Source organism: Prolixibacteraceae bacterium (assembly GCA_019720755.1).
Taxonomy (GTDB): domain Bacteria; phylum Bacteroidota; class Bacteroidia; order Bacteroidales; family Prolixibacteraceae; genus Halosquirtibacter; species Halosquirtibacter laminarini.
In genome coordinates, this window is the sequence record CP081303.1 from 181,214 (window position 1) to 207,550 (window position 26,337).

Annotated in this window: 18 protein-coding genes; 6 read left to right on the plus strand and 12 right to left on the minus strand. The window is 35.9% G+C overall.

Annotated features, from left to right (window positions below; translation table 11 throughout):
- Positions 1 to 639: 639 nt before the first annotated feature.
- Positions 640 to 1,953, minus strand: a complete 1,314-nt coding sequence (locus tag K4L44_00870; GenBank protein QZE14451.1) for an alpha-N-acetylglucosaminidase — start codon at positions 1,951 to 1,953, stop codon at positions 640 to 642.
- Entirely contained in the window at positions 1,844 to 2,101 is a 258-nt protein-coding gene (locus K4L44_00875) for a hypothetical protein (protein ID QZE14452.1), read from the minus strand. The genes K4L44_00870 and K4L44_00875 overlap by 110 nt, the downstream gene beginning before the upstream one ends.
- A gap of 246 nt (positions 2,102 to 2,347) precedes the next feature.
- Here K4L44_00875 and K4L44_00880 point away from each other — a divergent pair, with 246 nt between their 5' ends.
- From K4L44_00880 to K4L44_00895, 4 genes are all read left to right on the plus strand, one after another.
- Positions 2,348 to 2,773, plus strand: coding sequence for an energy transducer TonB (locus tag K4L44_00880; GenBank protein ID QZE14453.1), 426 nt, complete (start codon positions 2,348 to 2,350; stop codon positions 2,771 to 2,773).
- Between the two features lie 502 nt (positions 2,774 to 3,275).
- Positions 3,276 to 4,661 carry a C1 family peptidase gene (locus K4L44_00885; GenBank protein ID QZE14454.1) on the plus strand — a complete coding sequence of 462 codons (1,386 nt, stop codon included), beginning with the start codon at positions 3,276 to 3,278 and terminating at the stop codon, positions 4,659 to 4,661.
- A 716-nt stretch (positions 4,662 to 5,377) separates the two neighbouring features.
- Positions 5,378 to 6,700, plus strand: coding sequence for a tRNA (N(6)-L-threonylcarbamoyladenosine(37)-C(2))-methylthiotransferase MtaB (gene mtaB, locus K4L44_00890; GenBank protein QZE14455.1), 1,323 nt, complete (start codon positions 5,378 to 5,380; stop codon positions 6,698 to 6,700).
- A gap of 255 nt (positions 6,701 to 6,955) precedes the next feature.
- Entirely contained in the window at positions 6,956 to 9,358 is a 2,403-nt protein-coding gene (locus tag K4L44_00895; GenBank protein ID QZE14456.1) for an ammonia-forming cytochrome c nitrite reductase subunit c552, read from the plus strand.
- Positions 9,359 to 9,443: 85 nt separating this feature from the next.
- Here the strand turns inward: K4L44_00895 and K4L44_00900 are convergent, their stop codons facing one another.
- The 3 genes from K4L44_00900 to K4L44_00910 form a co-directional block, all read right to left on the minus strand.
- On the minus strand, positions 9,444 to 10,577 hold the full coding sequence (locus K4L44_00900) for a hypothetical protein (protein QZE14457.1): 1,134 nt from the start codon (positions 10,575 to 10,577) through the stop codon (positions 9,444 to 9,446).
- A gap of 51 nt (positions 10,578 to 10,628) precedes the next feature.
- Positions 10,629 to 11,738: a hypothetical protein gene (locus K4L44_00905; protein ID QZE14458.1), complete on the minus strand. Its 1,110-nt coding sequence runs from the start codon at positions 11,736 to 11,738 to the stop codon at positions 10,629 to 10,631.
- Positions 11,739 to 12,171: 433 nt separating this feature from the next.
- On the minus strand, positions 12,172 to 14,112 hold the full coding sequence (locus K4L44_00910) for a RecQ family ATP-dependent DNA helicase (GenBank protein QZE14459.1): 1,941 nt from the start codon (positions 14,110 to 14,112) through the stop codon (positions 12,172 to 12,174).
- Positions 14,113 to 14,200: 88 nt separating this feature from the next.
- Between K4L44_00910 and K4L44_00915 the strand changes: the two genes are divergently transcribed.
- Positions 14,201 to 15,322 carry an AI-2E family transporter gene (locus tag K4L44_00915; protein QZE14460.1) on the plus strand — a complete coding sequence of 374 codons (1,122 nt, stop codon included), beginning with the start codon at positions 14,201 to 14,203 and terminating at the stop codon, positions 15,320 to 15,322.
- Between the two features lie 45 nt (positions 15,323 to 15,367).
- Here the strand turns inward: K4L44_00915 and K4L44_00920 are convergent, their stop codons facing one another.
- Positions 15,368 to 16,405, minus strand: a complete 1,038-nt coding sequence (locus tag K4L44_00920; protein QZE14461.1) for a glycosyltransferase family 2 protein — start codon at positions 16,403 to 16,405, stop codon at positions 15,368 to 15,370.
- A 69-nt stretch (positions 16,406 to 16,474) separates the two neighbouring features.
- Positions 16,475 to 17,350 (minus strand): lysophospholipid acyltransferase family protein, encoded by an 876-nt coding sequence (locus K4L44_00925; GenBank protein ID QZE14462.1) that lies wholly within the window; start codon positions 17,348 to 17,350, stop codon positions 16,475 to 16,477.
- A 502-nt stretch (positions 17,351 to 17,852) separates the two neighbouring features.
- Between K4L44_00925 and K4L44_00930 the strand changes: the two genes are divergently transcribed.
- Positions 17,853 to 20,480, plus strand: coding sequence for a valine--tRNA ligase (locus K4L44_00930; protein QZE14463.1), 2,628 nt, complete (start codon positions 17,853 to 17,855; stop codon positions 20,478 to 20,480).
- A gap of 213 nt (positions 20,481 to 20,693) precedes the next feature.
- Here K4L44_00930 and K4L44_00935 read toward each other — a convergent pair whose 3' ends face one another.
- The 5 genes from K4L44_00935 to K4L44_00955 form a co-directional block, all read right to left on the minus strand.
- On the minus strand, positions 20,694 to 21,695 hold the full coding sequence (locus K4L44_00935; protein QZE14464.1) for a GGGtGRT protein: 1,002 nt from the start codon (positions 21,693 to 21,695) through the stop codon (positions 20,694 to 20,696).
- 4 nt (positions 21,696 to 21,699) lie between these two features.
- Complete coding sequence (locus tag K4L44_00940) at positions 21,700 to 22,392, minus strand: hypothetical protein (protein QZE14465.1); 693 nt, start codon at positions 22,390 to 22,392, stop codon at positions 21,700 to 21,702.
- Positions 22,393 to 22,885: 493 nt separating this feature from the next.
- On the minus strand, positions 22,886 to 23,275 hold the full coding sequence (locus tag K4L44_00945; protein QZE14466.1) for a hypothetical protein: 390 nt from the start codon (positions 23,273 to 23,275) through the stop codon (positions 22,886 to 22,888).
- 220 nt (positions 23,276 to 23,495) lie between these two features.
- Positions 23,496 to 24,890, minus strand: a complete 1,395-nt coding sequence (lpdA, locus tag K4L44_00950; GenBank protein QZE14467.1) for a dihydrolipoyl dehydrogenase — start codon at positions 24,888 to 24,890, stop codon at positions 23,496 to 23,498.
- A gap of 158 nt (positions 24,891 to 25,048) precedes the next feature.
- Positions 25,049 to 26,134 carry an AhpC/TSA family protein gene (locus tag K4L44_00955; protein QZE14468.1) on the minus strand — a complete coding sequence of 362 codons (1,086 nt, stop codon included), beginning with the start codon at positions 26,132 to 26,134 and terminating at the stop codon, positions 25,049 to 25,051.
- Positions 26,135 to 26,337 lie beyond the last annotated feature (203 nt).

Sequence of the window (26,337 nt, forward strand, 5' to 3'; positions counted from 1 at the left end):
AATCAGGCGATACGCAAGGAAAGTCTATTACCTTATCCCGAGAGATCTCACCACCTGTTGCAACCGTGACAAACCGAGAGGAGACAATCGGCCATAGGTCTTATAAGAGTGAGAAGTCAGCAGAAGACATAGTAGTTTTCTTTTTTTTAGGAATACGAAGGTCTGAATCAATTAACGTAAGGAGCAGTCAGTCGAACGTTTATTTTATGGAGCATCAGCAAGACATAGCGTACCAATTAGATCTGTTCATGGAACGGAGGCTGGACACTATACACCAATATGGAGATCGTAAACACGTAGAGGGCGCGAATCTATCATTGGGGAAGCAAGTAAAACGAGTCAATAAACAAGGACGAGCCTTAGCTACCGAAAAGTTCAGAGTTAATTGAAACGGCCGTATATGAGAGTATGTACGACGGTGTGAGAGGGTGGGGAACTAATCCCCCTACCTACTCGATTTGATTGGTGGATATTCCTAAAGTAGTTTAGGAATTAATCCACTGAAGCTTCTTCGAAAAATTAATCCTTCTCTTTGTGATACTGTTGCGTGATGACATTCGAATATTTATTATAAAGCTGATTTACAACTATCCTACTTTTTCCAATAGGCTCTGTAGGATACGATTTAGTAGCGTGGTTTCATGCATCTTCCATCTTATAATAACCTATCTTTTCTCTTGTTTCAAGAGATTGAAAGAACGCGATCCATCTAGGTTTATAAAAATCTTTCATCATCCCTCTCCACTCTCTAAAGGAGTAATCTTTTAGATTTGAATCTTGGAAAGACCATGTTGTAAGAAGTGTACGGGATTGATATTCAAAAAGTTCTTTCTCTTGCTCATTGGTTTCCATGCTACGTGCGGATGCAATCCAAGGTCCAATCATAAAGTGACGTTGGGTATTTAGTAGCTTGTCCAAATCATCAAATAGCATCATATACAGTGTTTCGACCTCCTGAAGACGATGCTTGTTGTTCTCTTTTACGGCTACTTTAAGGTCATCATATAGCGACTGTGCATAGTCATCTAGAACCTGTTTGGGAAGATTTACTATATCATAATCGAATGCTTTAGATTCTCCAACAACAGGAATTGCTTCCATAAACTGTCTCCATGGTTTTATTAACTCGATGCCATCATAATATCTTTTGTTGGTACCCCATGAAGAGGTGCTTCGGATATTTAGATGAGGACGAGCACATAGAACTGATTCTGTAGTCCCTTGCTGACTCTCATTTTTTCTAAGTTTTTGTCCATAACTTGTGTGACGAAGTGTTTGCCATGCTTCTTGTAACGGAGCATAATTCACCCCATAACGAGCACTTGCATATTTATTTACCCATGTTGTTAACTGTGTCGAATCGATATCTTCCCATCGAAGATCATATAGTAGATCCGAAATGATCGAATTATTTTCTATGGCTTCAGGATTGAATCCAACTCCTTGGATATTCTTTGCAATGCGTGGCTGTTGTTTCACTTTCTGTACTTCGTTTGCAATCACATCTAATCTACCAAACATTCCTTCATTACCACCAAAGTTGTTGATAAATGTCCAGATCCAAGGATAATTATTCCAACCATTGCGAGATCTATATTGCGGACGGTTATCACAATCTAAATCTAGAATGATAATGTCTTCTGGATCTACTTTTTCAATCATTTTGTCTCTTGGATTTCCACTCCATGCTTGAAATACCCACTTTGCATTGGGTTCATGTCTCTTCATCTCAGAGATCAAAGAGACTCCAGAATTAGGTAGATCAATATTGTCTACCCTACCAAAAAGCTCATGAAATGAATCTCCTGAAAAATATAGACCATCTCCAAAGATCTTCTTTACTTCAGTATAGTTTGTATTGGTCATGGCATGGTAAAGAGAGTCTGTTGGCTCTAAAAAATAGTGGGCGGTCGAATCCTCCTGCCCACTTTCCTTGATCAATGATCTTCGCATTTGGGAACTTAGCTTTTGCACTTCGTGGAATCATACCCCAAAATGCAGGGACAATAGGCTGTATATTTAGCTCCTTCATACGCTTCAGTATCTTTTTCTGAAGTGCTACTTGCTGGTCAATATAGGGTTGACTAACGATCCCCCCCATCCTAAATAGTTTAGTATGCAATAAAAATATACTTGATTTGTATCATGTATGAATAATATCATTTAACTTTCAAAAAGGATTCTATCGATATGTTTTTATAATGTGTTTTATCTCAATTTAGAGTTTTTGAATTACATAATTAATGTTAGAAAAGTCTTATATTCAAGGGTGTAGAATGTGTCGTGAATGGATTTAATATACAATTTAAGTTCCGCGACCATTGTTAAATCTAAACGAATAAAGATTATGAAAAAATTACTAACTGTTTTATTCCTGTTCTTTGCCTCTACTCTTTTCCATGATGCCCAGGTTACAGCACAAGCAAAAGAAGATCCAATCTTTGAAGAGGTTGAAAAGAGTCCATCATATCCAGGGGGATTAAAGGTAATGTCCGATTTTATCGGTGAGAACCTTAAATACCCTAAAATTGCGCAAAAGAAGCAGGTTGAAGGGACAGTATCTGTAAAGTTTGTTATCGAGAAGGATGGTTCTGTGTCTAATGTAAGAGTTGCTCGTTCCGTGAGGGCTTCAAAAGCCAATCAGGATGCAGTGGAAAGTCTGAATAAGGAAGCGATTCGAGTCATAAAGATGCTTAAGTTTATTCCTGGAGAACAGCATGGGAAAAAAGTTAGAGTGGCTACGACATGTCCACTCTCTTTTCAGCTGATGTAATTGTCATTTGAAAATATATTGATCGGAATGGAATGTCTTTGTGTTAGGTACTCCATTTTTTGTTTGATATATTGCTGTGGATTAGATAGAAGAGGTTGTCTCTTTCTCTTACTTTATAAGAAAAAATAATAAACTGTTCGAATAAAATATACTCTTCTATTGTCGTAATTTATTATACGATCACAAGGTCATCCAAAACTCTATTTTATCATCTTAAAGTAATAAGATGTTATTTCAAAAACTGAATATCTTTACAAAAAATAATTTGTGAAATAAGTTATTTAAGGCCATCTAGAAACAGGAGTCAAGTATCTGATTCAAGTTATATCTGGTTGTATTTAAGAATGATATCTTTGATCTTTTATGGCAAAAAGTCATAAAACACACCATGTCTAAATAACCTGATTTTTTAATTTAGAATTCGGATAGCGAATAATATCATTTTGTGTTGTATTTTTATTGGTCATATTTGTAAAGTAAGAACACAATTAAATCAACCATTATGATGAAAAAGAGTATTGGATTGGGATGTTTATTGGCACTTTCATCTATCTCATTTGCCCAAAAGCAAGGAGAGTTGACAAGGTCAGATATTCAGGACATTCAAGCGTCGTACAAAAAAGACAATTATACGACTGCAATGGAAAACGCATTGTCTAGTAATGATGTAAAAAAGATTGCATATAACAGAGATAATGCAGGAAAATTTGACCACTATTTTAAATATAAAGTAGATGTAAAAGGCATTACTGATCAGCAGAGCTCTGGACGTTGTTGGTTGTTTACTAGTTTAAATGTTTTTCGTCCAAAGGTGATGGATGCTTATAATACTAGCTCTTTTGAGTTTTCTCAAGTATACCTGTCTTTCTGGGATCTGTTTGAGAAGTCAAACCTATTTTTGAACAATATCATTGAAACATCGAAGAAACCTATCACAGATCGTGAGGTACGTTGGTATTTTGATGAAGTGATTGGTGATGGTGGTGTATGGAATCTTTTTGTGAATGTTGCTAGCAAGTATGGTGCTGTTCCAAAAAGTGTAATGCCTGAAACTCATTCGAGTGACAATACGCGTTGGATGAACAAATTGATTGTTCGCAAACTGCGTGAAGATGGAATTCGTTTGAGACAAGCTGCTGAAAATGGGGCAAAGAAGCGTGAGCTTTATACTCAAAAGAAGGAGATGATGAAAGGGATCTACCGTATGCTATGTTTGAACCTTGGAGAACCTGTATCAGAATTTGAATGGCGCTTTAAAACCAAAGATGGAAAACTTACTGAGCTTAAGAAATATACTCCTCAGTCGTTCTATGACGAGGTGATTGGTAAAGAGCAGTTGAATGATTATATTATGATCATGAACGACCCTACTCGTCCTTATTACAAGAAATACGTGATACGTAACTATCGTAATACAGAAGAGGGTATTAACTGGGAATATATTAACCTTCCTAACGAAGAGATCAAACAATTTGCTGTAGAAAGTATTAAAGATAACCAAGCAATGTATGCTTCTTGTGATGTTGGCAAGCAGAGTGATACTAAGCGTGGGATTCTAGATATAAACAACTATGACTATGACTCAGTATATGGTGTGAAGTTTGGAATGAACAAACAAGATCGTATCTATACTCGTGATAGTGGTTCTTCTCATGCGATGACTCTTGTTGCAGTGGATGTAGATGACAATGGTAAATCTACGAAGTGGCAGTTCGAAAATAGTTGGGGAGCAAGCAGTGGTCATAGAGGTTATTTGACTTTCTCTGATGCTTGGTTCGATAACTATATGTTCCGTATTGTGATCAAGAAAAAATATTTGGATCAAAAGAGTTTGGATATCTTGAAGAAGAAGCCTGTGGTATTACCACCATGGGATTTCATGTATTAAGAGGATCTTTCTCTTTTAAACAGTTAGATTTGGAAAGGGCTACTCATTTGAAGTAGCCTTTTCTTTTTTTTATGATGTCTTATTTAAAATAGATCTTACCCCTATTTCATTCGTACTTCCTTTACCCTTCCTTTACCCTTCCTTTACCCTTCAGTTACTCTAGGGGTAAGCAAAGGGTAAAGGAAGGGTAAAGAATCTGTATTGAAGAGAACCATCTGAAATTTATTGTGTGATCATCGAATCTGTATTTAATTCACTCCTGCGACACTCTTGCTTTATTCTGTTTTGTGGATTAGGTTTGATCACAGAATTTGAAAAAAAGAGTTGATTTCAATGGATTATTTTTTCATCCTGAATAATATAACGGATATTTATGTCTTTTAACTGTTGATATTAAAAACACTTTGTCCGTTTTACTGTTATAAGTATAAGTTGCATGAAGTCCATATCGATTATATACTTGTTTTTCACCATCATGTCTCGGGGGACTTCATCATCTAATATCTATGAAAAGAGATGTGTTTCATCCATGAAACACCTCTCTTTTTTTTGTTTTTTATACCCCTTCGAATGCAAAACATCATGGCTAGATATCATCCAATATGTAAAAAAAGATCTTTTAGTTTGATAATAGAGATTTACATTCTTATTTTTGCCATGCCATTGGAATTATATGGTTTGTTTTTAGTTATTTAGACTATTTTGTGAGAGAAAAAATGGGGACAGAATATATAATGAACTACTCCGATAAAAGAGTAGCTTTTACTACACTAGGTTGCAAGTTGAATTTTTCTGAAACATCAACAATTGCCCGTTCATTTAAAGAGTTAGGTTTTGCTCGTGTCGACTTCAAAGAGTTGGCTGATGTGTATGTGATTAACACCTGTTCGGTAACGGATGCCGCAGATAAGAAAAGCCGTCACCTGATTAAACAGGCAGAGAAACAGAATCCAGCAGCTTTTATTGTTGTGATTGGGTGTTATGCTCAGTTAAAACCAGATGAGATCATTCAGATTCCTGGTGTGGATCTTGTTTTAGGGGCAAACGATAAATTCAACATTACAAAATATCTTGAGAACTTACAGAAGCATGAGAAGGGGGTTACCTCGACATGTCAGTTTAAAGAGATTGAGTCCTTTAATCATGCTTACTCTTTTGGAGATAGAACTCGTACTTTTTTGAAAGTACAAGATGGTTGTAACTATTTTTGCAGCTATTGCACTATCCCTTTAGCTAGAGGAAAGAGTAGAAACCCAAGTATTGAATCTTTGGTTGGAGAAGCTCGTGAAATTGCCTCTAAAGGGACTAAAGAGATTATCCTTACTGGAGTCAATATCGGTGATTTTGGAAAAAGTACAGGCGAAAAGTTTATTGATCTGATCAAGGCTTTGGATGGTGTTGATGGAATTGAAAGAATCCGAATCTCTTCTATTGAACCAAATCTGCTGACGGATGAGGTAATTGAATTTGCAGCGGTTTCTAATAAAATAGCACCACACTTTCATATTCCTTTACAGGCAGGTAATAATGTCGTTCTGGAGTTAATGAAAAGAAAATATAAGCGAGAGGTATTTGAGAGCCGTGTCTTAAAGATAAAGAGTTTAATGCCTCATGCTTTTATCGGAGTGGATGTGATTGCAGGGATGAGTGGTGAAACTGAAGAATACTTTGCGGATGCACTTCAGTTTATTACCAATCTACCCATATCGCAATTGCATGTCTTTCCATATTCAGAGCGCTCTAATACCAAAGCGATAGATATCGATGGAAAAGTTCCTGTGTCAGTTCGAAAGGAGAGAGCAAAACATCTCCAAATGATTTCCGAACGCTTCTTGAAAATGTTTTATCAAGAAAATGTAGGGTTAGAGTCTAATGTTATTTTTGAAGAACAACGTGATAAGACAACGATGGTTGGATGGAGTGATAATTATGTGAAAGTGGAGATGCCCTACGATGCCAAACTTGTGAACTGTAGCTCTCATGTTTTGATGACAGGTGTGAATGAAAAAGGTCATATGACTTGTCAATTGTTAAATTAGAAATAAAAGATATATAAGTCTTTATATAGCCTCTCTTCTTAAAAGGGAGGCTATTTTTATGCATAATGATTATTAATTAGTTTTAATAGCAACCATTTAATGGGAATTTTGTTCTTCTAATATACATTATGGAGCACTTTGTGTTCTTTATTTTTAAACTATTAATTTATAATGATTTTAAGCATGTTAACATATAAACGTATATATGCTTTAGAAAAACTTATTTAACTTTCGGAAGATAAAAAAATGCATTGAATGAGTAGAAATAGTATTGCTAGGTATTTTATATTAGCTCCTGTATTCATAGGAATGATTCTTGGTGCTTTTGTCTTTTTTCATGGCTGTAAAGGGGTAAAAAAAGATCAAACGAAAGAGGATGGTTATGCAGGTTCTGAGAGCTGTAAAGAGTGTCATGAACGCTTTTATAAATTGTGGGAACCATCGCATCATGGAAAAGCGATGCAACCTATTACCCCAGAATTTATAAGTGAAAATCTTCCAAAACTGAAGGATTGGACTCCGGTGGAGGATGGCTCTTTCCGTATCATCAATCAAGATGGGAAATTGATTTTTCAAGAGAAGAAAAAAGATGGTGTTGTTACCAACTATGAAGCTGTTCATGCCATGGGTGGTAAGAATATTTACTATTTCATGACAGAGTTGGAGAGAGGAAAACTTCAGACTCTTCCACTAGCTTATGATATTAATAAAAATGAGTGGTATAATGCTCAGGATAGTGGAATGCGTCACTTTGGTGGAGATTCAGGAGTTCAAGATGAGGCTTTACCTTGGAAACACTATCTGTATACTTTCAATACTACATGTCATGATTGTCATGTGAGTCAGATGACAAAAAACTATGATCTAAAGACCGATTCATACCATTTAACTTGGAAAGAGGCTGGTATTAATTGTGAAGCTTGCCATGGCCCATCAAAAGAACATATTCGTTTGTGTCGTGAGGCAGAAGCTAAAGGGGAAGAAGTGACTGAATTAGGGCTTATTTCATGGAGAACATTTACACACGAACAGAGCGATGCGACTTGTTCTGCTTGTCATGCGAAGATGAGTCCATTGACTGCGAAGTTTATTCCTGGTGAGAAGTTCTATGACCACTATAATTTGGTTACATTAGAGGATATCGATTACTATCCTGATGGACGAGATTTGGGAGAGAACTATACCTATACGTCATGGAGTCAGAGCCCATGTGTTCAAGCAGGTGCGGATATGGATTGTGTGACTTGTCACACCTCTAGTGGACGCTATCGTTTCCAAGATAAAGATTTTAACAATGCCTGTATGCCTTGCCATAAGGATAAGGTGGAAAATATTACAGCACACACGCATCACCCTGCAGAAGGGGCTGCTGGTAAATGTGTTTCATGTCATATGCCTAAGACCGACTTTGCTCGAATGAAACGATCAGACCACTCGATGCGTCCTCCAATGCCACGTGCTAGTATGGAGTTTGGTTCGCCTAATGCGTGTAATATTTGCCATACTGATAAATCGAACGAATGGGCAGATAAGGCTGTTCGTAGATGGCACAAAGACGATTATCAAGCAGAGACTATCATGGTTGGACGTTGGATCCGTGAAGCTCGTGAGGACGATTGGAAAAACTTCTCGAAGATGGAGCGTTGGATTAGAAAGAATCCTAAGAAGGAGATTTTTATTAACTCTTTGGTTCGTATGATGAATGGTTGTGATAATCCTAAAAAATGGGATCTATTTAACTACCTTTTTGAAACGAATCCGTCTGCTTTGGTTCGTTCCTCTGCTGTAACCCAAATGAGTTATGATAGATCTAACCCAAAGACGAAAGAGCTCTTAGTTAAGGCTTTGGATGACTCGTTAAGATTGGTTCGTCGTATGGCAACTTCGGCATTAACGTCCTATCCATTAGATTCGTTTAATGCATCGGATCGTGAGAAGGTACGTGAAAATATGGTTGAGTATGAGAACTCTATGGTAATACGTCCAGATGATTGGGTTGCACACTATAATCTTGGTAATTTCTACTCACAACAAGGACAACATCAAAAAGCATTGGATGAGTATAAGATATCTAATAAGCTATTTGAAGATGCAGTAGTTCCTTTGGTTAATGGTGGATATACCAGTGCTGTTCTTGGTAATTATGCAGAGGCTGAAACGATGCTGAAGAAGGCATTGACTTTGGAACCAGATAATGAAGCAGCAAACCTTAACTATGCACTTCTTTTAGGCGAACAAGGTCGTACGAATGAGGCACGAAAGTGTTATGAGAAGGTGTTGAAAGCCAATCCTGAATCTGGTGTTGCGGCCTTTAATTTGGCTGTGATTTATGGTCAAAATGATCTTGAGAATGCGATTAAATATAGTAAGATTGCTTTCGAAAGTGGAGTGCAGAACCCTAAATATGGTTATACGTATGCTTTCTATCTTCTTCAAAATGGATCGAAGAAAAGTGCAATCAAAGTACTGAAAGAAGTGGTGAAGATTGATCCAAATTATTTGGATGCTTGGGTTTTCTTAGGTCAATTGTACGAACAAGAGAAACAGTATTCAAATGCGATTAAAGCATGTGAGAGTGCATTAAAGATTGAAAACTTGCCTGCTAGAGCTAGTCAAGGATTACAACAAAAGATTGGAGCGTTAAAGAGACATAAATAACGTCTGTACGTAATAACATAAAAAAGTGGCCGCAGGAGGAGTATGGTATCTCTGATTGCGGCCACTTTTTGTTTTGTTCTAACTCTTAATTACTTGGAAGTGCTTGTTTGTTCTTATTATAGAAATAAGTACTAGAAACGAGTTGTGCATATTCTGTTTCTGAACTCCAACATCTTGCAAAAGAGCCTTGATAGTATCGTTTGCTTATACCATTGGGAACAAAGACTCCCATACCACATAAACCGTCACTCCAAGGTCCAATATATTTTTTGTAAAGGACCGATGCCTCTAAGCTCTTTTTTAGAGATTTGCTATCTACTTCAGAGAAGTTCTCTTCCACCATCTCCATAAAGTCATATTGAGATAAGTTTTTTGTTAATTTGGTAGGATTGTTTTTTACTAAATTATGGTATAGATCCACATCCAATAAACTTCGACACATGTTTCGAAATTGCTTGGTCGTTTCTTCGAATTTCTTACAGTCGTATAGGGCGATGGAGCCATCAATATCATTGACAAAAGCATGTCCCGCATAGGCCTTACAGCCACTAATAAGTCTCTCTCTGACTGACTTCTTCGTGTTGGTCAATTCACTAAATAACTCTTTATAGGGATAATTTATCAGATCGATATCTGTCGGTGAGGCTGCTACATAAGAGGCGAACTTTCCAAACGAATACGCTATATTTGGGTCGCCAAAACCAGGAATAATAAAGAAAGTATAATCCTGTGTTCTATCCTTATCTTCATAGAAATAGCCCAGATCAAAAAATAATCTCATATATTCGTCGGATCTAGGAAATTTTCCGATAGAGAGTGCAACATCTTCATTTTGATCATTTTCATTTGTCGATTCACTGATAATTATATTTTGGTATTTTTTTGAGATAAAGTCTTTTTTTACTTTATCCAGAAATAGTTTTTGTCCATATCCTAAAGTATATCCAAGCGTTGGTACACTTCCTACAGGTTTCGGATTTGGATCGCCAGTTAATTGGTAGAAATAGAGAATTTTTTCTTTCTCAAGCCCAACAATCACATTGGAGCCTTTTTGTACTCCCTCAGTGATTTGTGCTAAGATATTTTCTTGATTTGCTTGGACTAATTCGGTCGGTGCAATATAAACCATGATGGTTTCATCGTAAATTTTTTGCGCTTTCTCCTTCGAACAGGATGTAACCATCGTAAGTCCAATGATTAGGATTAGTAGTTTCTTCATTTATTAACGTAGTTTATTATTTAAAAAATGTTTTTGTATTTAGAAATGATATTATCTATAAATGTTATTTACTAAGTTTCTATAGTCTGTCATACCATTCCAACACATCGTGTAACTAATGATATATCTTCTTATAAGATCTTTGTGGGGAACATAAACTCCTAGTCCACAAAGGTTTTTGTTTGTCCATTTACCTGAAAATCCATACATTATAATGGACTTCTCGAATTCGTATTTTAAGACTTTTGAATCATTCTCATTGTAACTACTATTGATCATTTCAATAAAATCAAATTGATAATTGTGGTCTCCTAATTTTGTTAGATTGGTTGAGGATAGATTGTTTTTGATTAGGTCTTTGTCGTTGCTGATATTAATATTAGAAAACCTTTGGCTTGCAAAATCAAATTGAGTACAATCATATAATGAAATAGACCCGTCTAAATGATTTGTTTCAGCATGTGATAAATATTCCTTGCACCCTTTTTCTAACTTTTCTTTGATACTTATTTGGGGTGTAGTTAATGCATCAAACATCTCTTTGTATGGATAGTGTCTTAAGTCAATCTCCGTCGGCGATGCTACTACATATGGTACAAAATCACCAAATGCATAGATTACATTGGGATCTCCAAAACTAGATGCTATTATTACAGCGTAATCCATTCGTTTTGGATTTATTCTCTTTTCCCCATAAAAGTTTGATGTGAAGAGGTAGAATGACAAACGATTTTTTCCCACTCCCATTGATGGAATGACATCTTCTTTCTCTGTTGAGGGAGCACTAGATTCTCCAATAAAAACAGACTGGTATTTTTTTGATGGATAGTCTGACATAACTTTCTGCAATAGAAGTTTGTGTCCATAAGTGATATACTTCCCTTCATTAGTCTCCTCTCCTAAGTATATTTTAGAATTCTCTCCATTCATCTGAAAGAATTGAATCTCCTTCTGATTTGCATATGCAACGATTACATTCGCATCTTTATGAACTCCTGCAGCAATTTTGTCTAAAATATTTTCTGTAGGGTTTCCTGGCTGTATCGTTTGGTATATATATACCATGATGGTCTCATCATATTTTCTTTGTGCCTTCTCTTCTCTACTACATCCTATTATGATTAAAAGTAGCATCAAGATGGATATGTTTTTTCTCTTCATAAGTTAGACTTTATTAATTAGGTTAATTTTGTTTTAGAACAGAATGATTTATATTTAGTTCCATTGCGTTCTACTTTAAAGGTTTATTGGGAATGGTTTTTATAAAATATTTTTAATTGTTTACACATTGGTATATTTGATTATATCAAATGGTTACTCACCATTATGCACGATAAGCAATTAAGGTAGGGTGGTGGAAGATAGTTTAGAGACGAAGTATTTTATGATTGCTCTAACATGATTGTGAGATAATATTTTTTCATTTTAGAATCATATTGTTTACTTCAAAATTGTTATCATAAACTATTCTATTTGTAAATATATGTAAAAAGATATAAATAATAGTTTTTATTTTTTATCAGAGAGTCAAAATGTATCTATCCTAGATTATCGAGGTTATATATCTAGGATAGAATATTGGGTAGTGTTGAAATTAGTTGGCTTCGTTATCTTTAATCCATTGTGTAACGGATGCAAATCGATAATCTGAGAGCTTATTCCACATAGATAATTTTTTTACCCTATATTTTGATAGGCGAGGTGAGCTTATTCCACATAAATAACAGGTGAAGTCATGGATCGACATATTTGACTTATATTGACCTAGAAACTCCTCTTTAATTTTATCGTATTCATACATTTCAAAATTCTCATGTGTCTCTCTCTGTGGAATATGTATGGTTGTTTCTAAACAGTTAGAGCAATGTCCACAAGAGTTCCAAGAGGTCTCTTGACCAAAGTATTGGGTTAGTTGATGATAGAGACACTCCTTGGATGAGATCAACTCTACTACTTGGTTAATACGAAATAATTCCCCTTTTTCTTTATTCTTATAAAGTTTATAGAGATGATCGGTAAGCATATGTATATCCTGTTCTGCTTTAGGATGCACATGATATACTTCCATATTCTTTTTAGTTTCTAAAATAATCCATCCTTTTTCTGCGAAATAGTCTAGCGCATTGACTACTCTCTGTCTATCAGAACTTGGAGATGTCTTTTGGATCTTTTCAAAGTTTACATCGTACCAAACCCTAGCCTTGTCAGAATGAGTGAATATTGATTTTATAAAATTCACACGTTCCCCTTTGAAGTGAGATATAACTTCTTGTGGAGAAGCAATGGTTTTAAAGCGATAAGATGAATAGTAACTATGAGATGGGGTAATTACACCTAGTGCTTCAAGGTATACCAATGCTGTTTTGAAAGGTAATTGACGAATGTTATGCCTTATAGATGCGTGATATATACTTACCTCCCAAGAGTCTTCAGAAGAAAGGATCGTTTCAATCAAATTTTGTAGTGCCTCCTTATCAGGAGTGTCTCCATATACAAAATTTTCTAAAGTCTGTATTTCGTCTAGATTGCCCAATATGGTGCAGTCTGATGTCTCTCCATCCCTTCCTGCTCTACCTATCTCTTGCGATAGCCCTTCAAGGGATTTTGGTAGATCGTAATGAATCACTCTTCGGATATTAGATTTGTCAATTCCCATACCAAAAGCGATGGTTGCCACCACGATATCTAATTTGTTCTCCATAAATCGTTGTTGTGTTTCAATACGTGTTTCGGTGGAGAGTCCTGCATGGTATGGACGAGCATTATAGCCTTTTTCAACCAGCTTGGTCGCTACTGTTAAAGCCGTATCTTGTAGGGTTACATAGACAATGGATGGAGACTTCGGTGATCTCGCAATGAGTTTATCTAACTGATTAAACTTTTGATCTAAAGTGGTCCCTTGAACATGAATATTCAGGTTTTTTCTATAGAATCCTGTTGAGATTACATCATTGGATTCTATAGAAAATCGCTGACAGATATCTTTCTGTACTACCTTCGGTGCAGTTGCTGTTAGAAGAAGTACTTGTGGAAACTGAAACTCTTTTTGATAGTCTGGTAGTTTGATGTAATCAGGTCTAAAATTGTGTCCCCACTCTGATATACAGTGTGCCTCATCTACCACTAACATCGACAGATCAAGGGTATGTAGGAATCGTCTGAATCGTTCGTTTTTGAATCGTTCTACAGAAACGAAAAGAATTTTATGTTTTTTATCAACCAACTCCTGTTTTATTTGTTGTGCTTGCGGAAGCGTTAGGGTTGAGTCAATTTTTACTGAAGGGATCTGATGAGAATGTAAAAAAGAAAGTTGATCATCAATCAGTGCTATTAAAGGAGATACAACTACTGTGATTCCAGGAAGAAGCATTGCTGGAAGTTGATAGCATAAAGACTTGCCGCTACCAGTAGGAAAAATTGAAAGAACTGACTTTCCTGCTAAAATACGTTCAATCGATTCTTTTTGACCTGGTCGAAAGGATTCAAAGCCAAATAGGCTCTTTAGGGTACTAATTAGATCATCTGTATGAGTCATCGAGTCTTAAGTGTATTGAATGTTATATATATCACAAGTTTGCTCCAAATAAAGCCTATATTTACATGATGAACAAAAGTATAAAATAATGAATCAACGTACTAGAAATATTCTTATCGCATTTAGTTTTGTATTACTTGCCGTTCTATTATGGTATTTTAGTGATATTGTAATTTATATTTTGATTGCCTCTGTATTAAGTGTTATTGGTCGCCCAATAAAAAATATACTAGAGAAGATCCATATCCGAAATTGGCGTATGGGTGCAAATCTCTCTTCTGCATTAACGCTCCTTTTTTTGTGGGTCATTATTATCGGATTCTTTTCTTTCTTAATACCAATGTTTGCCTCTGAAGCAAAGGAGTTGTCAAATGTAGATGTCCATTCTATCGTAAATTATACATTAGATTCTTTACAACAGCTTCGTGAGAACTATCCTTTTATCAAGTTGCCATCTTTTGACGAACAAAGTTTGGTTGCTCTAGCGAAAGGAGAGTTGAGCCAAGCTTTTGATTTATCAAAAGTTTCTAATGTCTTTAGCTCTGTTTTTGGAACATTAGGGAGCCTTCTTATTATGTCTTTTTCGGTCAGTTTTATACTATTTTTTTTTCTGAAAGAGGAGAGTATGTTTACTCAAGGAATTTTACTTTTTGTTCCTGAAGAGTATGAGACCAAAGTAAAAAATACATTGAATAATACTTCTTCCCTCTTGAAACGCTATGTAATTGGAATTGTTCTCGAAATATTGGGAATTATGATCTTCGATACTATCGGATTGACAGTTATAGGTTTAGGTTTTTCTCATGCGGTGGTTGTTGCTACTTTTGCAGGGTTGATGAATGTCATCCCTTATATTGGTCCTTGGATTGGTGCAATATTTGGTGTATTGGTGGCTGTTGCTACCAATGTGAACGCTCCTTTTATGGAGATTACTCTACCTCTAATAGGTCTTGTTCTTCTAGTTGCTGCCCTTTCTCAAATTGCCGATAATATTGTATTTCAACCCATCATATATTCAAATAGTGTGAAAGCACATCCATTGGAGATTTTCTTGGTAATACTGATGGCTGGATCGCTAGCGGGTGTTCCTGGTATGATTTTGGCTATCCCAGGTTATACGGTGATACGTGTGGTATTGAGGGAGTTTTTCTATGGATTCTCTTTTGTTCGGAAGTTGACAAAGAATATGAATATAGAGAATGATAAATAATAAGATGTCTCTTCTGCTCTTTGGGAGTGGAAGAGATACTTTTTTTTAATGATGTTTTAATTGAGAGTATTTTCGAATAGAACAGAGTGACGAAAGTAGTGGTATACAACCTTGATAAATAGGTAACTCTGATCTTTTCTTGAACTCTTTCCCTTTCCTGTATTTTTGGATCTTCGACTTGGAACGATAAAAATCACGATGTGCCTTGAGTACTTGTGGAACAAGATTAAATTCTCCTTTTAAAATAAAAACCATTGAAGCTACTCCATCTAATATCATTCGTTTTAATAGTGTGGTGAATCGCTCGCTTTTATGAAGGTTTCGTGATAATAGAATGAGGTTGTTACGGAAATTAAGATAAGTTTTCTTTGGATTACCATAGGGTAGAGATCCCCCCCCTAGATGATACACCTTAGATGCTGGATTGACATATACATTGCCTCCAAGGTTATTAGCCCTCCAACATAGGTCAATCTCTTCCATATGAGCCCAAAAAATGGTGTCAAATCCACCTAGTCGATGCCACATAGAACTTCGAATTGCGAAACAAGCTCCCGATGCCCAAAATACCTGTTTAAGATCATCATACTGATGGTCATCTTTTTCTAAATGATCCATGATTCGTCCTCTACAAAAAGGATATCCCATGGTGTCTATGTATCCTCCTGATGCTCCAGCATATTCGAAGAAGTCATGCTTTTTATCATCCATTATTTTGGGCTGTTGTATTGCAATGCTTTTATCCTTTTCAAATGTGTGGATCAGAGGTTCTAACCAACCCTTTGAAGCCCTAATATCGGAATTCATTAGGATATATATATCTACTTCAATTTGTTGTAAACAGCGATTATATCCATCTGCGAACCCATAGTTTTTTTCCAAAGGAAGCCACTCAATTTCTGGGATGGATTCAACCACATCGAAACTTTGGTCTGTCGACCCATTGTCTGCTACAATAAGCCTTGCATTTGGATAGGTTGTGTTTGCAACCAAATCGGGAAGGTAGGTTTTTAACAACGCTTCTCCATTCCAGTTTAGTATTACAACCGCAACAGTTAATGGATTGGGACTTATAGAACTCATGGGATTTGTATCTTATTTTAATTATCTATTATTGCTACAATAATATTGTATAGGTCTTACTTAATTGGGTTATGAATTTCTCTGATGTTTCCATCTCTTATGAGTCCAAAGCCAAAACTCTGGATTTTTCAAAATAGTCTTTTCTAGATGCTTGGTATCCTTCTCGGTAATGACATATTGTTCTTCATCTTTTGCGTGTTTCGTGATTAAATCAAACTGAACATTGTAGTGACCACGTTCAGGTTTTGTAATCTCTGCGGTGACCACAACAGAGTCTAGTTTCTTAGCGATCTTCTCGACACCTAAGAAAATTGGAGTATCCTGATTTAAGAATGTGGTCCAATATTGAATATCTTGTTTCTTTGGAGATTGATCATTTATAAAACCAGAAATAGAAGGAATACCTAATCGGTAATCGTTGTAGAGTCTCTTAAATATCTTATTTTTTGGAATTGGTTCTGCTCCTAATCGACTGCGCAATCTTAGGTAGAATTTATCAAATGCTTTGTTGTGAAGGGGTTTGTAGACAGGCAGATAACTTGTTGGCACAGATAGTTTAAGACAACTGATCCATTCCCAGTTGTTATGGTGCCCTACAGAAACAATAATTTGCCTTCCTTGATCGATATACTTCTGAAGAAGTTCTGGATTGATTATATGTACCCGTTTTTTTACCTCTTCTGTAGAGATATCAGAGAAATATAATGTCTCTACTGTCATATCTACAAGATGACGATAAAACTTTTTTTCTATTTCAAGGATCTCTTTTTGGTCTTTGTCAGGAAATGAATTCGTTAAATTTGTTCGTACCACGCCTCTTCTGTAGCGAACGATATAGTATGTGAGATAGTAAAATAAGTTAGAAAAAAAGTAGTGTACACGCAATGGAAATATGTTTGCAATGCGTGTAAGACCTCTTATTATCATATACTGAACCTGGTTCATCTCTTTCTTATATTGTGATTCAACATTGTTGTATTTATACACCATTCTCTGATGTCTGTGAAGAAATCAGAGAATCATGAACAAATATCTTTTTTATTAATTAATAAATATAATAATTTCTGTGATTATTTTTCTCTATGATATGAAGTCTACTTTTTATATTTTGTTCAAGTTATTGTTCCTTAGTCTATTATTATATGTATCATTATACGTCTATAGAGGTTATTTCTACTAAAAATAGTTCCTGTTTAAAGAAATGATAGATTCTGATATTTAGACTTTTGTTTGTCCACGATATAGGCCTATTGAAGTACGAAGGATTTCTCTTGATGTAATCTATTCTGGTGAAGGAAATTATCGGAATCAGGTATAAATAGATCTTTTCAGAGTAAAGTACTTGCAGTCATTGATCTGTAATGCGAATATATCGGCACTTTTTTTTATTTTTGTATGCTTTATAGTGGAAATAAATATTGATATTAAATATATAACAGATTAATTGATGGAAATACCTGGCAAGTACAACCCGGCGGATGTAGAAAGTAGATGGTATAAATATTGGATGGAAAATAAGATGTTCCATTCTGAACCAGATGAGAGAGAACCTTATACGATTGTTATTCCTCCTCCAAACGTCACAGGAGTTTTGCACATGGGCCACATGTTGAATAATACGATACAAGATATCCTTATTCGTCGTGCACGTATGCAAAACAAGAATGCTTGTTGGGTTCCTGGAACCGACCATGCTTCTATTGCAACAGAGGCTAAGGTGGTTGCTCGACTAAAAGAGCGTGGAATCGATAAAACAGATCTTGAGCGTGATGAGTTTATGAAACATGCTTGGGATTGGACGGATGAGTATGGTGGAATTATTTTGGAGCAGTTGAAAACTTTGGGTGCTTCTTGTGATTGGGATCGTACTTGCTTTACTATGGATGAGGATCGTTCTAAATCTGTTATCTCTGCTTTTGTCGACCTATTCAAACAAGGATATGTGTATCGTGGTGTAAGAATGGTTAATTGGGATCCTTCTGCTCTTACTGCTGTATCTGATGAAGAGGTTATTCATAAAGAAGAGAAAAGCAAACTATATTTCCTTCGTTACCAAATCGAAGGTAGTGATGAGTATGTTACTATTGCTACAACTCGTCCTGAAACTATTCTTGGAGATACAGCAGTATGTATCAACCCGAATGACGATCGTTTCAAACAATTAGCTGGTAAAAATGTTATCGTTCCTCTTGTGAATAGAGTAATTCCTATTGTACAAGACGAATACGTAGATATGGAGTTTGGTACAGGATGTTTGAAAATTACTCCTGCACACGATGTTCATGATTATGAAATTGGATTAAAATATAACCTTGAGTCTATCGATATCTTTAACGATAACGGTACGATTAATGACAAGGTTGGTCTTTTTGTTGGAGTCGATCGTTTTGAGGCACGTAAACAAATTATACCACAACTTGAAGAGGCGGGTAATCTTGTAAAGATTGAGGATTATACGAATAAAGTTGGTTACTCTGAGCGTACAAATGCTGTGATTGAACCAAAACTCTCTGCTCAGTGGTTCTTAAAAATGAGTGAACTTGCTAAGCCTGCATTGGAAAGTGTAATGAATGACGAGATTGAATTTCATCCTAAGAAGTTCAAGAATGTCTATCGTCACTGGATGGAGAATGTGAAGGATTGGTGTATCTCTCGTCAGTTATGGTGGGGACACCGTATTCCCGTTTATTACCTAGAAGATGGTTCTTATGTGGTTGCTAGTGGTATTGAAGAAGCTGTAAAAGCAGCTCAAGAGAAAACAGGTAATAACAGTTTAACTGCAGAAGATCTACGTCAGGATGAAGATGTATTAGATACTTGGGCTTCTTCTTGGTTATGGCCTATCTCAGTATTTGATGGAATGGAACATCCAGATAACGAGGAGTTTAATTACTATTATCCAACAAACGACTTGGTTACTGGACACGATATTATCTTCTTCTGGGTTGCTCGTATGATTATCGCAGGATATCAGTTTAAAGGAAAGATGCCATTCAAGAATGTGTACTTTACTGGTATGGTGCGTGACAAGCAACGTCGTAAGATGTCTAAGTCGTTAGGAAACTCACCAGATCCATTAGATCTAATGGCAAAGTATGGTGCTGATGGTGTTCGTGTGGGTATGTTACTTTGCTCTCCTGCTGGTGGAGACCTTCTTTTCGATGAATCGTTAACAGAACAAGGAGCAAACTTTACTACCAAGGTATGGAACTCGTTCCGTCTTGTTCATGGATGGACTGTTGATGCGTCGATTTCACAACCAGAATATGCTGCTAAGGGTATAGAGTGGTTTAATAGTAAGTTAGATAGTGCAATCTTAAGCATTAACGATAATTTCGATCAGTACAGATTATCTGAAGGCTTGATGACTGTTTATAATACATTCCGTGACGAATTCTCAGGATGGTTGCTTGAGGTTGTAAAACCTGCTTATCAACAACCTATCGATGCGAAGACTTATCAGGAAGTATTGGCGATATTTGATAAACTATTGCGTATTCTTCACCCATTCATGCCTTTTATCACGGAAGAGATATGGCAGTTGTTGCAGAAACGTGAAGAAGGCGAATCAATAATGCTTGCTCAATGGCCTGAGACTTCTACAGTGGATGAGACACTTTTAAATGATTTCGAAGACCTTAAAGAGGCTGTGGCGGGAATACGTACTATCCGTAAAGAGAAAAATATTGCAAATAAAGAAACTCTTGATCTTTCTGTCCTTGCGGGAGACAAGGGATACCATGTTTCTCTTAATGCAGTCTTCCAAAAGATTGCGAACCTGTCCTCTTTAGCTGAGGTAACAGAAGAGGTATCTGGAGCACTCTCTTTTATGGTTAAGTCTTCTCAATTCTTCCTTCCTCTAGGTGATTTAGTGAATGTAGAAGAGGAATTAGAGAAACTAGAAGCTGATTTAAAATATACAGAAGGATTCCTTAACTCTGTAATGAAGAAGTTAGGAAATCAGAAATTCGTTGGTAGTGCACCAGCAAAAGTGGTAGATCTTGAACGTAAGAAACAAGCTGATGCTGAAGAGAAGATACGTGTTATTAAAGAGCGTATTGCTTCATTAAAATAAGAAATTTATTTTATATAAAGATAGAAAAGGAGTCTGAATAGACTCCTTTTTTGTTCTCTATACAACGCTTTTATCTAAGAGAATAAATCTGTTTCTCGGTATTGAGGATTATACAATAAAAAAGGAGAATATTGACTTTATCAATATCCTCCAAGTCTGTAGTCTTTGGGTACCAAAGACACATATAAACAATGTATAATCTAAGGGTGTTTGTTATTTCATATCACGTTGTTCAACTGCAACTGCAACTGCAACCGATGCTCCTACCATTGGATTGTTACCCATACCTATAAGTCCCATCATCTCCACGTGAGCTGGTACTGATGAAGACCCTGCGAACTGTGCATCTGAGTGCATACGTCCCATGGTATCTGTCATACCGTACGATGCAGGACCTGCAGCCATATTATCAGGGTGAAGCGTACGTCCTGTACCTCCTCCTGAAGCTACAGAGAAATACTTCTTACCTTGCTCATAACACTCTTTCTTGTAAGTTCCTGCAACAGGATGTTGAAAACGTGTTGGGTTTGTGGAGTTTCCTGTAATAGAAACATCTACTCCTTCTAAATGAAGTATCGCAACTCCTTCACGAACATCATCTGCACCGTAACACTTTACTTGTGCTCTTTCTCCTTTAGAGTATGACTTCTCTTTAACGACTTCAATTTCTCCTGTAGCGTAGTTGAACTGGGTCTCTACATGAGTGAATCCATTAATCCTTGAGATGATATGTGCAGCATCTTTCCCTAATCCATTAAGGATAACTTTAAGAGGCTCTTTACGGACCTTATTGGCTGATCTAGCAAGACCAATAGCTCCCTCTGCTGCAGCAAAAGATTCATGTCCAGCAAGGAATGCAAAGCACTTTGTTTCTGGTCTTAATAGCATTGATGCTAAATTACCGTGTCCAAGTCCTACTTTTCTATCATCTGCTACTGAACCAGGAATACAGAATGCTTGAAGTGCTTCTCCAAGAGTGATTGCTACTTCAGCAGCCTCTGTTTGTCCTCTTTTGATTGCAACCGCAGCACCAATAGTATAAGCCCAACCTGCATTATCGAATGCGATAGGCTGTATTTCTTTAACAAGAGATTTAATATCTAGATTGTTCTCTTTACAAATCAATTCTGCAGCCTCAAGAGACTCAATATCGTTTTGTTTTAAGAATGATTGAATGTTATCAATTCTTCTTTCATATCCTTCGAAGAGTGCCATCTTGTTACTGTTTTCTAGGGTTAATATATTTTACTGCATCGTCGTATCTTCCATAAGTACCAGTAGCTTTCATTAAAGCTTCATCTGCAGAGAGTCCTTTCTCGATGAACTCCATCATCTTACCTAATTGAACAAATTTGTACCCGATTATTTCGTTATCCTCATCCAATGCTTGTTCTGTAACATAACCTTCTGTAACCTCTAGGTAGCGTGATCCTTTTGCTACAGTACCATATGTCGTTCCAATAACAGATCTTTCTCCTTTACCTAGATCTTCAAGAGCTGCTCCTATAGGAAGTCCACCTTCAGAAAAAGCTGTTTGGCTTCTTCCATAAACTATTTGAAGGAATAGTTCTCGCATTGCAACATTTATCGCGTCACATACTAAATCAGTATTGAGAGCTTCTAAGATTGTTTTACCTGGAAGAATCTCTGAAGCCATCGCTGCTGAGTGTGTCATTCCAGTACATCCTATTGTTTCAACTAAAGCTTCTTGAATAATTCCTTCTTTTATATTCAGTGTTAGTTTACATGCTCCTTGTTGAGGTGCACACCAACCGACTCCATGGGTTAATCCACTGATATCAACTATCTCTTTTGCTTTTGTCCATAATCCTTGTTGTGGAATGGGCGAGGGTCCATGATTTGGGCCTTGTGCTACAACGCACATGTTCTTTATCTCTGAAGTATAATCCATCGTTAATCCTTTGTAATTAGATATTAACTGTGTTAGAATTTCGATACAAATCTATATGAAAAGAAATGCTGGACTCTTAACGTTTTGTTAAATTAACAATGTGAAATAGTGTTGATCCCTATGTAGTTATGGGAAGTGATTTGAAGTTATTGTGATTGTTTATTTCTGATTTTAATGATGTGTAACTAAAATTAATCATAGCTATTTTATAGATTTATAAAGGATTACTTAGTCTTGATGTTGTAGGAGTGGTTACACATATCTTGTATGATAATAATATCTTTTTGTTTTTAACATTATTATACAATTGTCGTTATTTATAATCCTTCTATTGATCTATTTTAACAGTAAAATTGCTTGTTTTATGCAATAATGATCATTTCAGTTAATTACAGGAGTAGTTATAAGTCGGATGTAAGACAAAAAAAGTGCCTTAAAGCCATTCTTATGATGGTTTTAAGGCACTCTTGATACATAAACTAGACTTCTTAAATTATTCTTTTTCATTATTATAATCGTTTGGAGGAAGTGGTATCCAAGAGTCTGCACTGTCCGATAAAGCCTCTGTAGAAGGTATATTCACTTTATTAGGAGGAAGTGGTATCCAAGAGTCTGCACTGTCCGATAAAGTCTCTGTAGAAGGTATATTCACTTTATTAGGAGGAAGTGGTATCCATGAGTCTGCACTATCCGATAAAGACTCTATAGAAGGTATATTCTCTTTATTTGGAGGGAGTGGTATCCAAGAATCCGCGGTATCCAATCTTGAACTTTTGATACTATTCTTATAGCTGTTTGGATTAAACTCTGCAGGATCTAGTGTTTCATTTGTACATGAATATATTAGCAAGAGAATCATGCATACAGGGAACAAAATTTTCATAAAATAGGTTTTAATAAAGACATGACTATTTTATGAATCATGTCTTTGGGTTATAGTAAAATCAATATATTAATAATGTAAAGGGCATAGATTGTAAGGAAACCCTAATAAAAAGTATTTTCGTCTTCCAATATTTTCTTTCGCTTCATATAATACGGAAGAAAATTATTATCCCCCCTTCATGATCAGGTTATAGATCAAGGAAGGAGGGAATTATATTTTATATATGAATCACTTCATCGTATGCAGCAGCAGCAGCTTCCATGATTGCTTCATTCATTGTTGGGTGTGGATGCACCGCGTTGATTAATTCATGAGCTGTTATTTCAAGGTCTTTACCCACAACTAACTCTCCAATCATTTCTGTTACGTTTGCTCCTATCATATGAGCACCTAATAACTCTCCATATTTTTCATCAAAAATAAGTTTAACAAATCCTTCTTTGGCATTTGCAGCACTTGCTTTACCTGAAGCAGAGAAAGGAAATTTACCCACTTTTATCTTATGACCAAGTTCAGTAGCTTTGGCTTCAGTGAGTCCTACAGAAGCTACTTCTGGAGATGTATATGTACATCCTGGAATATTATTGTAATTAATGACTCTAGGAGATTTTCCTGCAATCTTTTCCACACAAACGATTCCTTCTGCTGAAGCAACATGAGCAAGAGCTTGTCCTTTTACAATATCACCGATGGCATATATTGATGGGATGTTTGTTTGGTAGAAGTCATTGACTACAACCTTGTTTTTCTCTACTGTAACACCAACATTTTCAAGTCCGATGTTTTCGATGTTTGGAGTAACCCCAACAGCAGATAGAACCACCTCCGCTTCAATTTTTTCTTCTCCTTTTTTAGTAGAGATTGTTGCAATACAACCGTTTTCTGTAGTTTCAACACTTTGAACCGCAGCTTTGGTCATAACTTTAATACCTGCTTTCTTAAAGCTACGTCCAAGTTGTTTAGAAACTTCAATATCTTCATTAGGAACGATATTTGGAAGGAATTCCACGATAGTAACTTTTGTTCCTATAGCATTATAGAAGTTTGCGAATTCACATCCAATAGCTCCAGAACCAACCACAATCATACTTTTGGGTTGCTGTGGTAATGTCATTGCTTCTCTATAACCGATAACTCTTTTCCCGTCTTGAGGTAGACTTGGGAGTTCTTTAGATCGGGCACCAGTTGCTAGAATAATATGATCGGCTTCAACGATCTTTTTTTCTTCATCTTGAGAAGCAACTTCAATTTGATTTTCTGAAATCAAGGTTCCAAACCCCATGATTACATCAATCTTATTTTTTTTCATCAAGAAGTCAATTCCTTTACTCATTCCAGATGCAACGCCACGACTTCTTTCAATTACTTTTGTGAAGTCCACTTTTGGTTCTGTATCTATAGAGATACCATATTCTTGAGCATGTTTAATTTGTTCAAAAACATGGGCACTTTTAAGTAGTGCTTTGGTTGGGATACATCCCCAATTCAAGCATATACCACCAAGATTTTCTTTTTCGATAACCGCAACTTTGAAACCTAAATGAGAAGCTCTAATAGCAGCTACATATCCTCCAGGTCCACTACCTAGAACAACAATATCGTATTTTGTCATGATTTTTTGTATTTATCAATGCTTAAAACTCAAAGCATTAAACGCATTTCTAGACTTAATGTTTTTACTAAGTACTAAAAAACTAGATACAATAAACATGCAAAAAGTCATAAAGAGGCAGTCCTAATAGCACTCTTTATGACCTTTTGGTCATCTGTTTAATTAAGAAGAGAATCAAGTTTTTTATCAAGCTCCTCACCAACAATTCCTTTTGCAATAATTACTCCATCTGGACCAATAAGGTAGCAAGTAGGGATGCTGTTCACATTATATAGTCGAGCAACTTCAGCTTTCCAAACTTTAAAGTCACAAGTGTGATTCCATGCAAAGTGCATATCTTCGATTCCTTTTTTCCATTTTGACTCTTCTTTATCCAAAGAGATACCAAAGATGTCAAAATTCTTATCCTTGTACTTGTTGTAAATCTTTACAAAGTTTGGTGCTTCTCTACGACATGGACCACACCATGAAGCCCAAAAGTCAAGCAATACATATTTCCCTTTATATGATGCAAGAGTAACAGTATTTCCATTGATATCTTTTACGCTAAAATCTGGGGCCTTTTGACCAATAGCTGTCTTTTTCTCTTTAGCAATCTTATCAGAAAGAACTTTTACCACATCTGATCCAGGGAAATTTTGCTCAAAAGTCTTAGTCATTTTTTCTAATTTTTCGAACTCAACTTGTCCTCTTAGATCATAAGCAGTCATATACACAGAAACATGAGAGTCCATGTGGTCATCCACAAACTTAATTTGGTTTTTTACCACCTGATCACTCAGACTGATTGCTTTCTCTCTGATTTTATTTTTCTTTTCTGGATCTTTCTCTTTGTGGTAAGCCTCGATTAGTGGCTTTAGTTTATCTTGAATCACCTCTTGATCTTTATTCAGTGTATTCACTAAATTTTGGGAGATAGAACCTTCTATAATAATCTTTTGATCGCTTTTTAAATCTCCTGATAGAGTGATCTCATTGTTGTCTACATATAGTTTAATGTTTTTAGGTTTGGCACCTGTAGGTCCAATAAACATTAGAGTAGAATATTTTACAGCACCTTCGAACTCAAAGTGGCCATCTTTTACCGTAGTACTGTCTGTTTTTGCAAGCTTGTTATCTTTAATCTCTTGTAGGTAAATCATACCATCTTTTATGCCATTTACATCTCCTGTAATATGAAATGTATTTTTTTGGCAACTAGCCAAGAGCATGGTGAAAAATAATAAGTAAGTAACTTTCTTCATTTGATGCGTTTTAATTTATCATTGTAAGTTTATCTACTACTTAAAGTTAGAAATTTAAATCTAAATGTCTTAAAAATATTTAGTTTAAATGTAATATAATATTATTCTTTCTATATAGCAATAATTTGGGGTCGTTTGATCATAAATATTAACTTTATTCTTACATTTATGTAGTATTGAGGGGGTATGTACCCCACCCAATT